The organism is Streptococcus mitis (assembly GCF_002860865.1).
GTDB classification, from domain to species: domain Bacteria; phylum Bacillota; class Bacilli; order Lactobacillales; family Streptococcaceae; genus Streptococcus; species Streptococcus mitis_AT.
This window is the reverse complement of record NZ_PKIE01000002.1, coordinates 45,143-60,629: the sequence shown is the minus strand read 5'-3', so window position 1 is coordinate 60,629 and position 15,487 is coordinate 45,143. Positions and strand designations below refer to the sequence as shown.

Here is a 15,487-nt window from a genome sequence, read left to right as displayed (position 1 = left end):
ATCTTGCCTAGTTTAAAGAAAAACATTGTTTACAATGTCTTATATCAGATCTTAGCTGTAATAGTACCGTTTATTACCTCACCTTACTTAGCGCGTGTGTTAGGTGCAGAGCAAATTGGAGTTTATTCTTTTACCTATTCTATTGCTTTTTACTTTATGATTCTGTCCATGTTGGGGATTTCTAATTATGGGAATCGGACAATAGCACAGGTACGAACAAGTAGAGAACATTTGAATCAGGAATTTTCGAATATTTACGCGGTTCAGTTAACGTGTTCACTAGTTATGACCGTCTCATATTTGATTTATGCAACAGTATTTGTGAATAGTTTTCAGATTGTAGCCTATATCCAAGTATTACATGTTTTATCGTATGCAACAGATGTTAGTTGGTTTTTTTATGGTCTTGAAGAGTTTCGTATTACAGTTGCTAGGAATTCATTTGTTAAATTATTGACTTTAATATCTATCTTTACATTTGTAAAAAGCCCTAATGATATCTATTTATATACCTTTATAATGGCAGGGAGTACCCTGCTTGGTCAGTTGATTACATGGCCATTTTTGTTAAAACAAGTAAACTTTGTGCGCCCTAGTCTTGGAAAAATAAAGAAACACATGAAACCTATTATTATTTTATTTTTCCCCGTCTTAGCGGTTAGTATTTTTTCGTTTCTAGATAAAATAATGCTTGGAATGTATAGTAGTTTGAAGGAAACTGCTTTTTATGAGAATTCAGATAAGATCATTAGTATTCCAAAAGCTCTGATTCAAGCCTTTGGAGCTGTAATGTTGCCTCGAACAGTACATTTACTGAGTATAGGTGATGAACAAAAAAGTTTAGAATATGTTGATAAAACGATGTGGATCGTTTTAGTGATTACAATGGGCTGTGCTTTCGGTTTAGCAGGAGTTTCTGCAACCTTTGCTCCTGTTTATTGGGGTGAAGAATTTAGGACAAGTAGCCAAATTATTGCAGGAATGACACCGGCTTTAGTATTTTCGGCTTTTGGAAATGTCATCCGAACTCAGTTTTTAATTCCACGAAGTTTTGACAAGGAATATACGGTATCTTTGCTTTATGGAGCCGTTGTTAATATTTTGATTAATATTATTTTGATTCCGAAGATAGGAGCAATGGGAGCTGTTATAGGAACAATTGTTGCAGAGTTAGTTCTATGTTGCTATCAAACGTGGATCGCTAGAAATTATTTACATATCAGAGAATATCTGATAAATGCTGGGATATTATTTCTTATTGGTTCAGTAATGTATATGGTCTTAATTCTTATTTCAAGTATTTTACCTACATCGCTACTTACACTTATTATTGAAATTATAGTCGGAGCTTTTATTTATATTAGTTTATTGATTTTGTACATCTTTTCTTCAAAAAACAGGGTAATTATTGGTTTACGAACAAATTTTTTAGAACGTACTCATTTATTTAAAAGGAAGTAATAGTGAAATTTAAATTTAACCCAATCGCGATATTGTATATATTGTTAGTGTATTTAGAATTAGCTACAGATAGACAACATCTGTATCCTGTAACATACATGACAAAATATTATATTGGTATTTTGATTATTGTATTATTCATTTTATTATTAGTAAGTCTCGGAAAGGTTATTTTTGTTAATAAAAAATTATTATATCTTGCTAAGATATTAGCTATGCCAACAATTGTTCTCTTCTTTTACTCAGTTTTATTACATCTAATGAATCCAGTTCAATTTAGTGGGTATTTTAGTAGATTGTCAAGTATGACTATTTTTGGCTTATTAGCTATCTTTCAAGCTATGGTTGTTTTTCAATTTTTTGGACAAAAAGTAGTAGATTACACTTTTACAGCAATATCACTTAGTTACTTAACTAGTATCATTGTTGCCTATAGTCAAGGAGGACTTAGTCAATTTATTTTGATGTTAACAGATGTTAGTTTCAATGGTTCGGTGCTAGAAATGCATGAGGTAGCACCAATTACAGCTCTCTTTATTCTGTACTATCTGTATCAATATTTTATAAAAGAAAATAGTTTTTCTGCAGTATTTCGTAAGATCTTAATAGCTCTTATTATTCTCTTTTTAAGTCTTAAACGAATCGTATTTTTGAGTGTGTTAATTATCATACCAGTATTTTTAGTAATTTATTGGTATTATAAAAAAGTGAGCAAACTAGGGAAAGAACGAAAAATTTTAAGTTTATTAAATGCCTTTTCCTTAGTATTTATAACAGGAATATTCCTTTATGTTTATAGTATTAAATCTGGTTTTATATATACATTTATCCAAGAACATAATATCAATTCGATGGCTAGAACAGATTTATGGAAGGGAATTGAATCAACCTATAGCTTTACACCTATATTTATGGGGAGAGGGGTAGGTTTTGCATCAAAATGGATGGATAATAATTGGATGACTTTAAATATCAATGGTCTTACAGGATCAATGGGGATTCATAATGATATTTTGAAATCTTACATTGAGATAGGATTTGTAGGATTATCTATTTATTTTTATACTCTCCTTTATAGAAATGCTAAACGCATATTTGTAAAAATTGGTCATAAAGAATCATTCATATATTTTGTCTTGACAATGTTTCAGATGCTGATATGGTTTACGGACAATATTTCGATTTATCATAATTTTTTATGGATTCTAAACCTACTGCTCTTTTCTTTAACTAATTCGGATACAGAATTGGAAAATTTAGATTTTAAAAATTTTTAATGTGTAAGTAGTAACTACTAATTTTATTAAAAAATCAGAATATAGGTGTATTTATGAAGACAGATGCGAGGATTAAAAAGAGAGAGAATGAAACGTTATATATTCTAAAAGTTTGGGCAACATTTAGTGTGATTGCTATACATTTTGGTTTTTTGGGCCAAATTGGAGTGTTTTACAAAGTATTAGCTCGATTTGCTGTACCTTTATTTTTCATGATTTCAGGATTTCTAACTCTGATTGAATATACCTTTTTAGGAGCAAATTTTGAACTTTATGTAAGTTCGGTGATAATATCTTGTATGCTTATGGTCTTTTCGATTAAATATCCTCAACTCTGGACGCTAGATTTTGCTGTCAATATTGCTAAAAAAAATGCGACGTTTATTTATATTAGTCATCAATTTGTGATTTTATTATTTAAAACATACGTTAGAGATGGAATTGCTTATAAAATTGGAACTTTCTTGATATTTTTAGCATGTGTTATTATGAGTATTATTTTCAACTATATAGTCGATATAATCAGTCGTTGTTGCATAAAAGAAAAACAAAATATAATATGAAATTTTATATAAAAAATTTATTAAAAAAAGTCTTTACATTACCATTGAATTTATTGCCTATTCAGTCTAATAAAATAGTGTTTGATAATTTTGGTGGTAGAGGTTTGGGAGATAATCCCAAGTATATACTTGAAGAACTTGTCTCTCGAGAAAATAATCTAGATCTTGTATGGATATCAAAAGATAGAGAAATTTCTGTCCCAAAAGGTGTTCGTGTAGAAAAATATGGAAGTTATCGTTCTTTCTACGAATGGTTAACAGCTAGAGTTTGGGTAGATAATATTCGTTGTTCTGATCGACCTTGGAAGCGTAAAGGACAGATTTATCTTCAAACTTGGCATGGCTCAGATGGGGTAAAGTTAATTGAAAAAAGTGTTGCAGAGAGCCTAAAAAAAACTTATCTCAGAATGGCGAAGTATGATGGAAAGATTACAGACGGTATCGTATCAAGTCGGTACTTGCAAACTTTGGGTATGCAAAATAATTTTTGGCTGACAGAGGATGTGGAGTTTCTTGAATTTGGATTACCTCGAAATGATGATTTTTTTAAAAGTGAAAAAATCAAAACTACAAACATAAAATTTAGAAGATTGTTTGATATTGATTTAGACGAACTGGTGGTTTTGTATATGCCGACGTTCAGAGATGATGGATCGTTGGATGCTTATAATTTAGATTACTCGAAACTAATACATGCTTTTCAAAACAAATTTAGAAAAAATGTAAAAATATTAGTTCGTTTTCACCCAACTGTTGATTTTAGTTTTATAAATTTACAGGATACAAACTGTATAAATGTGTCAACCTACTCAAATCCTCAGGATTTGATGATGAGTGCAGATGTAATGATTACGGATTATTCGTCATCTTCGATTGATTTTATGTTATTAAATCGTCCAGTGTTTCTGTATTTACCAGATTATCAAAGGTATGTGAACGATAGACCCCTGGATAATAATTTTTATAAATTACCATTTCCAAGAGCGTATCATAACAATGAGTTGATAGAAATTATTAGAGATTTTGAAAGAAGTAAATATGATGAAAAAGTTCGTCTTTATGAATTAGAAGATGTTCGTTTTGATAGAGGCAAATCCTCTGTAATGTGTGCTGATTGGATTGAAGAAAAAATAAAAAACAATAGGGTCGTCGATTAAAATAATTAGAATTTTTTGAATGATAAAAAAGGAGTTCCTGGAATGAAAAGAGTTATAACATACGGAACATTTGATTTATTGCATTATGGTCATATAAATCTTTTAAAACGAGCTAAACAACTAGGTGATTATTTGATTGTAGTTGTTTCAAGTGATGAGTTTAATTTAAAAGAAAAGAATAAAGTATGTTACTTTAATTATGAACATAGAAAAAATTTAGTAGAAGCTATTCGATATGTCGATTTAGTGATTCCTGAAACTAGTTGGGAACAGAAAAAGTTAGATGTTAAAGAGTACCATATTGATACTTTTGTAATGGGTGATGATTGGAAAGGTAAATTTGATTATCTTGAAGAAGAAGGTGTTGAAGTAGTTTATTTGCCTAGAACAAAAGAAATATCAACGACAAAGATAAAAGAAGATCTGTCAGAATGAAATATTATTAAACAACGCTGATATAAAAATTATAGCTTTTGTATTGAATTTCTTATAGTAGAGGGGATCGCTATCCTATCGGATTATGGCTTGTTTTTGCGCCTTATGTTTGATAGAATAAAGTAACGACACTTTAACCATCGAAGTGAGGTGAGAACAATGGCAGTAATTTTTAAAAATTTGCTTATTGAAGAGAAGACTGAAGAAGAAAAACAACATATTCTACCTATTATAAATGGTGAGTATGACTTATCTGATGATGTAAGTTGTAGATTACGATGACTGAATGAGGAAAGTAAACGCTTGGAAGTGTTTGTTAAGGAGACGAACCCACTTGTCTAGTTCGTATTCTGTTAATGAATTGAAATCAATAAGTATCTTATTGTCATTTTTTTACGATGAGGAAATTAGAGATTTTTAATGGATCTCTGATTACTATGTAATTTAGCATTGAAAAACTAAGAAATGGTGAAATTATGCCTCTTACACAGTTATTTGAAACATCCTTAGGAATTGATTTTTAATTGTATGTAAACAAAGTAGAATTCGCTTATTTCATTTCATGCTAAATGTAATATGAAATAAGTGAATTTTTATAGATAAAGAAGAGTTTTTCTGTATTTTTTAGATAATAATATGAAAAAATGTGATGATTGTTTTTCTTTTAGAGCAGTACACAATTAATAGTAATTGACTCTAAAACAACAAAGAAAGGTACCCCTTTTATGAAAGGTATTATTCTAGCAGGTGGCTCGGGGACACGTTTATATCCTTTGACCCGAGCTGCATCAAAACAACTTATGCCGGTTTATGATAAACCAATGATTTACTACCCACTTTCAACATTGATGTTGGCTGGGATTAGGGATATTTTGATTATCTCAACTCCACAGGATTTACATCGATTCAAAGAGCTTCTTCAAGACGGATCTGAGTTTGGGATCAAACTTTCTTATGCAGAGCAACCAAGTCCAGATGGTTTGGCACAAGCATTTATCATTGGGGAAGAGTTTATTGGTGATGATAGCGTTGCGCTAATCTTAGGTGACAATATCTACCATGGGCCTGGTCTTTCTAAGATGCTACAAAAGGCAGCAAGTAAGGAGTCGGGAGCAACTGTTTTTGGCTACCATGTGAAGGATCCAGAGCGCTTTGGTGTAGTTGAGTTTGACAAGGATATGAACGCTATTTCTATAGAAGAAAAGCCAGAAAACCCTCGTTCAAACTATGCAGTTACAGGACTCTATTTTTATGATAATGATGTAGTTGAAATTGCTAAGAGTATTAAACCAAGTCCTCGTGGTGAACTGGAAATTACAGATGTAAATAAGGCTTACCTAGATCGTGGAGATTTATCCGTTGAGGTTATGGGACGTGGCTTTGCTTGGCTAGATACTGGAACTCATGAAAGTTTACTAGAGGCTTCACAGTATATCGAAACAGTTCAACGTATGCAAAATGTTCAGGTAGCAAACTTGGAAGAAATTGCTTACCGCATGGGCTATATCAGTCGCGAAGATGTGTTGGCCTTAGCCCAACCACTTAAGAAAAATGAATACGGGCAGTATCTGCTCCGTTTGATAGGAGAAGCATAGATGACAGATAAATTTTTCGGCAAGACACTTGCAGCACACAAGGTTGATGCAATCCCAGGTATGCTGGAGTTTGATATCCCTGTGCATGGAGACAACCGTGGCTGGTTTAAAGAAAATTTCCAAAAGGAAAAAATGCTGCCACTTGGATTTCCAGAGTCTTTCTTTGCAGAAGGAAAATTGCAAAACAATGTATCCTTCTCACGCAAAAATGTTCTCCGTGGCTTGCATGCAGAACCATGGGATAAGTACATCTCTGTAGCAGATGGAGGGAAAGTTCTGGGTTCTTGGGTTGATCTACGTGAAGGAGAAACCTTCGGAAATACCTATCAGACAGTTATTGATGCTAGCAAGGGAATTTTTGTTCCTAGAGGCGTGGCCAATGGTTTTCAAGTCCTATCAGATACAGTTTCTTATAGTTATCTGGTCAATGACTACTGGGCTCTTGAACTCAAACCCAAGTATGCCTTTGTGAACTATGCTGATCCAAGCCTTGGCATTGAATGGGAAAATCTTGCAGAAGCAGAGGTTTCAGAAGCAGATAAAAATCATCCACTACTTAAGGATGTAAAACCTTTGAAAAAAGAAGATTTGTAAAAAGGAAAGAATATGACTGAATACAAAAATATTATCGTGACAGGTGGAGCTGGTTTTATCGGTTCTAACTTTGTCCACTATGTTTACGAGAACTTTCCAGATGTTCACGTAACAGTATTAGACAAGTTGACTTATGCTGGGAACCGTTCTAATATTGAGGAAATTTTGGGTGATCGTGTTGAGTTAGTTGTTGGTGACATTGCGGATGCAGAGTTGGTAGACAAGTTGGTTGCTCAAGCAGATGCTATCGTTCATTATGCGGCGGAAAGCCACAATGATAATTCACTCAATGATCCATCACCATTTATCCATACAAATTTCATCGGAACCTATACTCTGTTAGAAGCAGCACGTAAATACGATCTTCGTTTCCACCATGTATCTACAGACGAGGTTTATGGTGATCTCCCTCTACGCGAGGATTTGCCAGGTCATGGTGAAGGACCAGGTGAGAAATTTACTGCTGAAACAAAATACAACCCAAGTTCTCCGTACTCATCAACCAAGGCTGCTTCAGACTTGATTGTCAAAGCCTGGGTACGATCATTTGGTGTCAAGGCAACGATTTCCAACTGTTCAAATAACTACGGTCCTTATCAACACATTGAAAAATTCATCCCACGTCAGATTACCAACATTCTAAGTGGAATCAAGCCAAAACTTTACGGTGAAGGTAAGAACGTTCGTGACTGGATTCATACTAATGATCATTCTTCAGGTGTTTGGACAATCTTGACAAAAGGGAAAATTGGTGAAACCTACTTGATTGGGGCTGATGGCGAGAAGAACAACAAGGAAGTTTTGGAACTCATCCTTAAGGAAATGGGACAACCTGTTGACGCTTATGATCATGTAACTGACCGTGCAGGGCATGATCTTCGCTATGCGATTGATGCAAGCAAGCTCCGTGATGAGTTGGGGTGGAAACCTGAATTTACCAACTTTGAAGCAGGACTCAAAGAAACTATCAAATGGTACATGGATAACCAAGAATGGTGGCAAGCAGAGAAAGAAGCTGTTGAAGCCAATTATGCTAAGACTCAGGAGATTATTACATTATAAAAAGCAGGAAATAACTGCTTTTTATTGCTATATTGGGAAGAGTTGTTAATCGATTGAAAGGGAAAAAGTATATGAAGTTGAAGAAAAAACGTATTCGAAATTCGGCAAAAGCAAAGATGAAATCAATAGAAAAAGCGATAAAGATTGGTATGGATAATTTGTACAGTAATGTGAGTTATCTTCTACAGGAGTTAGAGCTAAAAAACGATGCCTCATCTGAGTATGTCATTTTAAAAAGCAAAGATGATATTTTAGAAGAGATGGACAAACTCAAAAAAGATATTATTTTTCTTTCTAAAGGAGTCAATATAAATTTCATTATACCTATACTTCTCAAAGCTCTAGATAAAATTTATTTTGATGATAATTGGAAACATTTGAAAGATAAGGGTATCGCATTAAAAAATCTGATTGCTATTATATGGTCGGAGGGAGACAAAACTCTTTTAAGCAATACTTGTGTACTAGAGAGATCTTTTTTTGTTTTATTAAAAAAGATGATTAAGTATTCAAAACTTGTTCACTATCAGTGGTTATTTTCAGGTGAGAAAAATGATTTGCAAATAGTTCTTTATTTATCTGAAATGGAGGTAGAATTGGACGAAACTTCTAGAAAATTTTTACAGAATAACTATATCTTTCCAGAAGTTACATATGGTGATGGACAAAGGTCTACAGGAATAAATAATAATTTATTTTTTGATGATCCTGGAAAATACATCGATTCTATAAATAAAATATTCGATGGAGCAGAACCAAATAATATTGATTATTTTAAAGGAACTTTTTTTGAACATTTCAAAGGAGTTGATGATACTAGATATACAAATTTTTGGAAGGGGTTCAAAATAAGATTGAATTTGTTTACTAATTCCTTTGTCCAGCAACAAAATAATGGTGGGATATTTTACTTAAGTATGAGTGAATTTGAGAGAATTACTTCTCAGTACACTTATGATTCAAACTTTAAAAATAATTTAATGTTAACTAGAGATTTTATAGATATTGACTATTTAGGAAATCCAAATAAAATTGTCTCAAGACCTTTAATCCCATTATTTAATGAGAAATATTGTTTTATATCATGTTATAATATGTTTGATTCTCTTAATAATTATATTGAATCATTTATTTTTAAAATGAATACAACAGGAACAATACCTGAAAAAGATGAGGAGTTATTTCAGATTATATATTCAAAACCATTTGAAATAGAAGTTATTAAATTATTGTGTAATTCTGGGTATCAATCTGGTAGTGTTACTAACAGCGGAGCTTGGCAAATATATACAGAAACAGGATTAGTGACTAAAGAAATTGCGAATGATGATTTTCGAAATCAAAATACAGGAGAAATTGATTGTTTAGCAATAAGTGAAGCTAAACGAATTATCTATGTTATTGAGTGTAAAGTATTACAGCTTCCATCAGATTTTTTGTCATATAGAAATAGAATAACTCACCTCCATGGAAAGTATAGAGAACAACTTCAGAAAAAAGTAGATTTTGTGAAAAGTAAATATAAAGATTATTCTATTAGGCCTATTCTTTTATTAGATAAAGGCTTTACAACAATTAGACAGTATCCTAATAATTCAGATAATTTGAGAATTTTGACGTTAAATTTATTAAAAGAAGAATTATAATAAATTTAGTAAATTTTATAACTTATTATAAAGGGAATAGTAGAACCTGCCTATGATCAGGTTACTGACCGTGGAGACCATGAACTCCGCTATGCGATTGACGCAAGCAAGCTCCGTGATGAGTTGGTGTGGAAACCTGAATTTACCAACTTTGAAGCTGGGCTAAAGGAAATAATCAAGTGGTATACAGATAAGCAAGAATGGTGGAAAGTAGGGAAAGAAGCTGTTGAAGCCAATTATGCTAAGAATCAGTAGATTATTAAATTATAAAAAGCTGGAAATAGCTACTTTTTATTGCTATATTGAGAAGAGTTACAAATTAGAAAGGTATAGAGATGATTTTAATTACAGGATCAAAAGGTCAGTTAGGAACTGAACTTCGTTATTTATTGGATGAGCGTAATGAAGAATACGTAGCAGTAGATGTGGATGAGATGGACATTACCAATGCAGAGATGGTTGAGAAAGTTTTTGAAGAGGTGAAACCGACTTTAGTCTACCATTGTGCAGCCTACACCGCTGTTGATGCAGCAGAGGATGAAGGGAAAGAATTGGACTTCGCCATCAATGTGACGGGGACAGAGAATGTCGCAAAAGCATCTGAAAAGCATGGTGCAACTCTAGTTTATATTTCTACCGACTATGTCTTTGATGGTAGAAAACCAGTTGGACAAGAGTGGGAAGTTGATGACCGACCAGATCCACAGACAGAATATGGACGCACTAAGCGTATGGGAGAAGAGTTAGTTGAGAAGCATGTGTCTAATTTCTATATTATCCGTACTGCCTGGGTATTTGGAAATTATGGCAAAAATTTCGTTTTTACCATGCAAAATCTTGCGAAAAATCATAAGACTTTAACAGTTGTAAATGACCAGCACGGTCGTCCGACTTGGACTCGTACCTTGGCTGAGTTCATGACCTACCTGGCTGAAAACCGCAAGGAATTTGGTTATTATCATTTGTCAAATGATGCTACAGAAGACACAACTTGGTATGATTTTGCAGTTGAAATTTTGAAAGATACAGATGTGGAAATCAAGCCAGTAGATTCAAGTCAATTTCCAGCAAAAGCTAAACGTCCGTTAAACTCAACAATGAGCCTTTCTAAAGCTAAAGCTACTGGATTTGTCATTCCAACTTGGCAAGATGCCTTGAAAGAATTTTACAAACAAGAAGTAAGATAAGCAATAGAATGATTTTTCTAGTCTAATAAAAGAGAATGACAAAAAATTATTATTAGAAACAGATAAAAGAAATATAGAACTAACTCTAACAATAATCGGGTATGCATAGTGTAGATAACGAAATAGTTAGAGAGTTAAATGAATGGTTAGAAGACTTTACAAGAGAGAACAAAATAAGGTTAATCGATATAAACAAAGAATTTTCTGAAGATTATCATTTGAAATATGAATATACAAGTGAGGGATTGCATTATAATGATGAAGGTTTATTAGTACTTAGAAATTATATGAATGAGAAAAATATTAATTTACTGTAGAGGTAAGAATAACATGAAATTAGTTTTGACTGTTTGTTAATATTAAATTATATTATTTGTTTTATAAGATTTATATGGAGTTAAGAATAGTATGATAAAATATTTTTTAAAAGCATTAGAATTTAATATGATTAAGAAGAAAAGATTAGATTTAAAAAATTCTGACTTTACGATCATAAGCTCTAACTGTCTTGGAGGTGTAATAAGTCATAAATTAGGACTTAAGTTTATGTCTCCAACAGTAAACTTGTTTATAGAACCCAGCTCATTTGTTAAGTTTTGTAAGAATTTACCTTTCTATTTTGAACAACCACTAGTGGAGAAACAATGGGCAGGTAGTTATCCTATCGCTTTATGTAATGATATAGAGATACATGGATCACATTATAGAAATTTTTCAGAATTGAAAGATAAATGGAATGAAAGAAAGAGAAGGGTAAACTTCGACAATCTATTTATTTTCATGATAGAGCGGGATGGATGTACATATGAAGATATATTGGAATTTGATAATTTATCCTATAAAAATAAAGTTGTGTTCGTAAGTAAGGAGATGCCAGAAATAAAATCTGCCATACATATTCCAAAAACTAATGAAACAATTAATGGTAAAATACAAGTGAAAAATCTACTAGGATATAGAAATAAACTAGTAGGAAAAAGAGATATTGATCTTTTTGATTATATAAAATTCTTTAATGAAGGAATAATACAACTAAATAGAAAATAAGGATATTTTTGAAATAAAATATTATCTAATGGCCTAAAAAATAATCAGTAAAAGAATTTTAATGGCGAGGAGTATATGTACGATTATCTTGTTGTTGGTGCTGGTCTTTTTGGTGCAGTTTTTGCCCATGAATCAGCCTTAAAAGGAAAAAAAGTAAAAGTCATTGAAAAACGAAATCATATCGCGGGTAATATCTATACTCGTGAAGAGGAAGGAATTCAAGTTCATCAATATGGTGCTCATATATTCCATACTTCGGATAAGGAAATCTGGGATTATGTAAATCAGTTTGCAGAGTTTAACCGTTACACAAACTCCCCAGTTGCAAATTATAAGGGAGAGATTTATAACCTTCCTTTCAATATGAATACTTTCAATAAACTTTGGGGAGTTGTAACGCCAGCAGAAGCACAAGCTAAGATTGATGAGCAACGTGCGGTTTTAAATGGTAAAACTCCTGAAAATTTGGAAGAACAGGCGATATCTCTTGTAGGTACAGACATCTACGAAAAATTAATCAAGGACTATACAGAGAAACAGTGGGGCAAGCCAACTACGGAACTTCCAGCCTTTATCATTCGCCGTTTGCCAGTACGCCTGACCTATGATAACAACTATTTTAACGATACCTATCAAGGAATTCCAATTGGTGGTTATACTCAGATAGTTGAAAAAATGTTGGATCATGAAAACATTGATGTAGAAACAAATGTTGATTTCTTTGCGAATAAAGAGCAATATATGAAGGACTTCCCTAAGATTGTCTTTACCGGTATGATTGATGAATTCTTCGATTATAAGTTGGGTGAACTAGAGTATCGTAGTCTTCGTTTTGAAAATGAGACCCTGGATATGGAAAATTACCAAGGAAATGCAGTTGTGAACTATACGGATGCTGATACCCCATATACTCGCATTATTGAACACAAACATTTTGAGTTTGGGAGTCAAGCAAAGACTATCATTACTAAAGAACATTCCAAAACATGGGAAAAAGGTGATGAGCCTTATTATCCAGTTAATAATGATCGTAATAATCATTTGTATAAATCGTATAAAAAATTGGCCGATGAGCAAGGGAATGTTATCTTTGGTGGTCGTTTAGGACACTATCGTTATTACGATATGCACCAAGTAATTGGAGCAGCTTTACAGTGTGTAAGAAATGAGTTAGATTAAATAAGTAAAATTGATCACCAGTTCTCATTTATAAAAGTATTAAAAATTCCTTGACTATGTGATGTAGTTGAGGGATTTTTGATAATATTCATATTTTTGCAAAGTTTTTGTTTAAAAAATAATTTTCTAAAATTCAGAAAATTATATTGACAGGACTTTAAAAAGGGTCTATAATGGATAGAAAAACAAAGGAGAAGACTATGAAAACAAGAAAAGTATTGGCTCTTGCGGGAGTCACTTTATTAGCAGCTGGTGTCTTAGCGGCTTGTTCTGGTGGTTCAGCTACTAAAGGTGAGCAGACCTTTGCATTTACCTACGAGACAGATCCAGATAATCTTAACTATTTAACAACCAGTAAGGCAGCTACTTCAAACATTACTAGTAATGTCATTGATGGATTACTTGAAAATGACCGCTATGGGAATCTTATTCCCTCTATGGCAGAAGACTGGTCAGTTTCTAAGGATGGCTTGACTTATACTTATAAGATTCGTCAGGATGCCAAGTGGTATACTGCAGAAGGTGAAGAGTATGCTCCTGTTAAGGCACAGGACTTTGTGACAGGTCTTAAATATGCAACAGATAAGAAATCACAAGCCCTTTACTTGGTACAAGATTCAATCAAAGGTCTAGATGCCTATGCAAAAGGTGAGACCACAGACTTTGCTCAAGTCGGGATTAAAGCCCTTGACGATCAAACAGTCCAATACACCTTGAACAAACCTGAAACTTTTTGGAATTCTAAAACAACTATGGGTGTACTTGCGCCAGTCAATGAAGAGTTTTTGAACTCAAAAGGGGATGATTTTGCCAAAGCTACGGATCCAAGCAGTATCTTGTATAATGGTCCTTATTTGTTAAAATCTCTTGTGGCTAAATCTTCCGTTGAATTTGCGAAAAATCCTAACTACTGGGATAAGGACAATGTTCATGTTGACAAGATTAAATTGTCATTCTGGGATGGTCAAGATACCAGCAAACCAGCAGAAAACTTTAAGGATGGAAGCTTTACAGCAGCTCGTCTCTATCCAACAAGTGCAAGTTTCGCAGAGCTTGAGAAGAGTATGAAAGACAATATTGTCTATACTCAACAAGACTCGACTACGTATCTAGTAGGAACAAATATTGATCGTCAGTCCTATAAATATACTTCTAAGACTAGCGACGAACAAAAGACATCTACTAAAAAGGCTCTCTTAAACAAGGATTTCCGTCAGGCTATTGCCTTTGGTTTTGATCGTACAGCATATGCTTCACAAGTGAACGGTGCCAGTGGTGCAAGCAAAATCTTGCGTAATCTCTTTGTGCCACCAACATTTGTTCAAGCAGATGGGAAAAACTTTGGCGATATGGTCAAAGAAAAATTAGTAACCTATGGGGAAGAATGGAAGGATGTTAATCTGGCTGATGCACAAGATGGTCTCTACAATCCAGAAAAAGCCAAGGCCGAATTTGCCAAGGCTAAGTCAGCTTTACAGGCAGAAGGCGTGACCTTCCCAATTCATTTGGATATGCCAGTTGACCAGACAGCAACTACAAAAGTTCAACGTGTTCAATCTTTCAAACAATCGGTTGAAGAAACCTTGGGTACAGATAATGTCGTAATTGATATTCAACAACTACAAAAAGATGAAGTCTTGAATATTACCTACTTTGCTGAAACAGCAGCTGGGGAAGATTGGGATATTTCAGATAATGTTGGTTGGTCTCCAGACTTTGCGGATCCATCAACTTATCTCGATATTATCAAACCATCAGTTGGTGAAAACACTAAAACCTACCTTGGCTTCGATTCTGGTACAGATAATGCTGCAGCTAAAACTGTAGGTCTAAACGACTATGAGAAATTAGTAACTGAAGCTGGAAATGAGACAACAGATGTAGTAAAACGATATGATAAATATGCTACAGCCCAAGCTTGGTTGACAGATAGTGCCTTGATTATCCCAACAACAACACTTACTGGTCGCCCAATTTTGTCTAAGATGGTACCATTTACGATGCCGTTTGCCTTCTCTGGTAACAAGGGGACAAGTGATCCACTCCTATACAAATACTTGGAACTTCAAGATAAGGCAGTCACTGTAGATGAATACCAAAAAGCCCAAGATAAATGGATGAAAGAAAAAGAAGAATCCAATAAAAAAGCGCAAGAAGACCTTGCAAAACATGTAAAATAAAGGTAAAGGAGTTGGTTTGTAGCCGACTCCTTTTATATTCTTCGAAAATCTCTTCAAACCACGTCAGTTCTATCTGATGACTTCAAATCCGTGCTTAGAGTTGC

General features: G+C 33.4%; 15 protein-coding genes and 1 pseudogene. All 16 read left to right on the top strand.

Annotation, left to right across the window (positions count from 1 at the left end):
- Positions 1 to 3 precede the first annotated feature (3 nt).
- The 16 genes and pseudogenes from CYK18_RS04700 (at position 4) to CYK18_RS04630 (ending at position 15,383) form a co-directional block, all read left to right on the top strand.
- The gene (locus CYK18_RS04700; protein ID WP_033680702.1) at positions 4 to 1,461 is read left to right on the top strand and encodes an oligosaccharide flippase family protein; all 1,458 of its coding nucleotides are present in this window, start codon (positions 4 to 6) and stop codon (positions 1,459 to 1,461) included.
- Positions 1,462 to 1,463: 2 nt separating this feature from the next.
- Entirely contained in the window at positions 1,464 to 2,738 is a 1,275-nt protein-coding gene (locus tag CYK18_RS04695; RefSeq protein ID WP_101785386.1) for an O-antigen ligase family protein, read from the top strand.
- 53 nt (positions 2,739 to 2,791) lie between these two features.
- Positions 2,792 to 3,301: a hypothetical protein gene (locus tag CYK18_RS04690; RefSeq protein ID WP_033680700.1), complete on the top strand. Its 510-nt coding sequence runs from the start codon at positions 2,792 to 2,794 to the stop codon at positions 3,299 to 3,301.
- Positions 3,298 to 4,458, top strand: a complete 1,161-nt coding sequence (locus CYK18_RS04685) for a CDP-glycerol glycerophosphotransferase family protein (protein ID WP_033680699.1) — start codon at positions 3,298 to 3,300, stop codon at positions 4,456 to 4,458. The genes CYK18_RS04690 and CYK18_RS04685 overlap by 4 nt, the downstream gene beginning before the upstream one ends.
- 42 nt (positions 4,459 to 4,500) lie before the next feature.
- Positions 4,501 to 4,893, top strand: a complete 393-nt coding sequence (tagD, locus tag CYK18_RS04680) for a glycerol-3-phosphate cytidylyltransferase (RefSeq protein ID WP_033680698.1) — start codon at positions 4,501 to 4,503, stop codon at positions 4,891 to 4,893.
- A gap of 159 nt (positions 4,894 to 5,052) precedes the next feature.
- On the top strand, positions 5,053 to 5,175 hold the full coding sequence (locus tag CYK18_RS11065; protein WP_257960162.1) for a hypothetical protein: 123 nt from the start codon (positions 5,053 to 5,055) through the stop codon (positions 5,173 to 5,175).
- Positions 5,176 to 5,618: 443 nt separating this feature from the next.
- Positions 5,619 to 6,488 (top strand): glucose-1-phosphate thymidylyltransferase RfbA, encoded by an 870-nt coding sequence (gene rfbA / locus CYK18_RS04675; RefSeq protein WP_033680697.1) that lies wholly within the window; start codon positions 5,619 to 5,621, stop codon positions 6,486 to 6,488.
- Positions 6,489 to 7,082, top strand: coding sequence for a dTDP-4-dehydrorhamnose 3,5-epimerase family protein (locus CYK18_RS04670; protein WP_033680696.1), 594 nt, complete (start codon positions 6,489 to 6,491; stop codon positions 7,080 to 7,082). It begins immediately after the preceding gene.
- Positions 7,083 to 7,094: 12 nt separating this feature from the next.
- A complete protein-coding gene (gene rfbB, locus CYK18_RS04665) occupies positions 7,095 to 8,144 on the top strand; it encodes a dTDP-glucose 4,6-dehydratase (RefSeq protein ID WP_033680695.1) in 1,050 nt (349 codons plus the stop codon).
- A 71-nt stretch (positions 8,145 to 8,215) separates the two neighbouring features.
- Positions 8,216 to 9,790, top strand: a complete 1,575-nt coding sequence (locus CYK18_RS04660) for a hypothetical protein (RefSeq protein WP_101781619.1) — start codon at positions 8,216 to 8,218, stop codon at positions 9,788 to 9,790.
- A 45-nt stretch (positions 9,791 to 9,835) separates the two neighbouring features.
- A pseudogene (locus CYK18_RS04655) lies at positions 9,836 to 10,045 on the top strand (dTDP-glucose 4,6-dehydratase); the annotation flags it as partial.
- 80 nt (positions 10,046 to 10,125) lie between these two features.
- Positions 10,126 to 10,977, top strand: a complete 852-nt coding sequence (rfbD, locus tag CYK18_RS04650) for a dTDP-4-dehydrorhamnose reductase (RefSeq protein ID WP_033680692.1) — start codon at positions 10,126 to 10,128, stop codon at positions 10,975 to 10,977.
- 101 nt (positions 10,978 to 11,078) lie between these two features.
- Positions 11,079 to 11,294 (top strand): SGNH/GDSL hydrolase family protein, encoded by a 216-nt coding sequence (locus CYK18_RS04645; protein WP_033680691.1) that lies wholly within the window; start codon positions 11,079 to 11,081, stop codon positions 11,292 to 11,294.
- Positions 11,295 to 11,385: 91 nt separating this feature from the next.
- Positions 11,386 to 12,024, top strand: a complete 639-nt coding sequence (locus tag CYK18_RS04640; protein ID WP_033680690.1) for a DUF1919 domain-containing protein — start codon at positions 11,386 to 11,388, stop codon at positions 12,022 to 12,024.
- A 75-nt stretch (positions 12,025 to 12,099) separates the two neighbouring features.
- Positions 12,100 to 13,203 carry a UDP-galactopyranose mutase gene (gene glf / locus CYK18_RS04635; RefSeq protein ID WP_101785384.1) on the top strand — a complete coding sequence of 368 codons (1,104 nt, stop codon included), beginning with the start codon at positions 12,100 to 12,102 and terminating at the stop codon, positions 13,201 to 13,203.
- A 200-nt stretch (positions 13,204 to 13,403) separates the two neighbouring features.
- The gene (locus CYK18_RS04630) at positions 13,404 to 15,383 is read left to right on the top strand and encodes a peptide ABC transporter substrate-binding protein (protein ID WP_101785382.1); all 1,980 of its coding nucleotides are present in this window, start codon (positions 13,404 to 13,406) and stop codon (positions 15,381 to 15,383) included.
- The last annotated feature ends 104 nt before the right edge of the window (positions 15,384 to 15,487 follow it).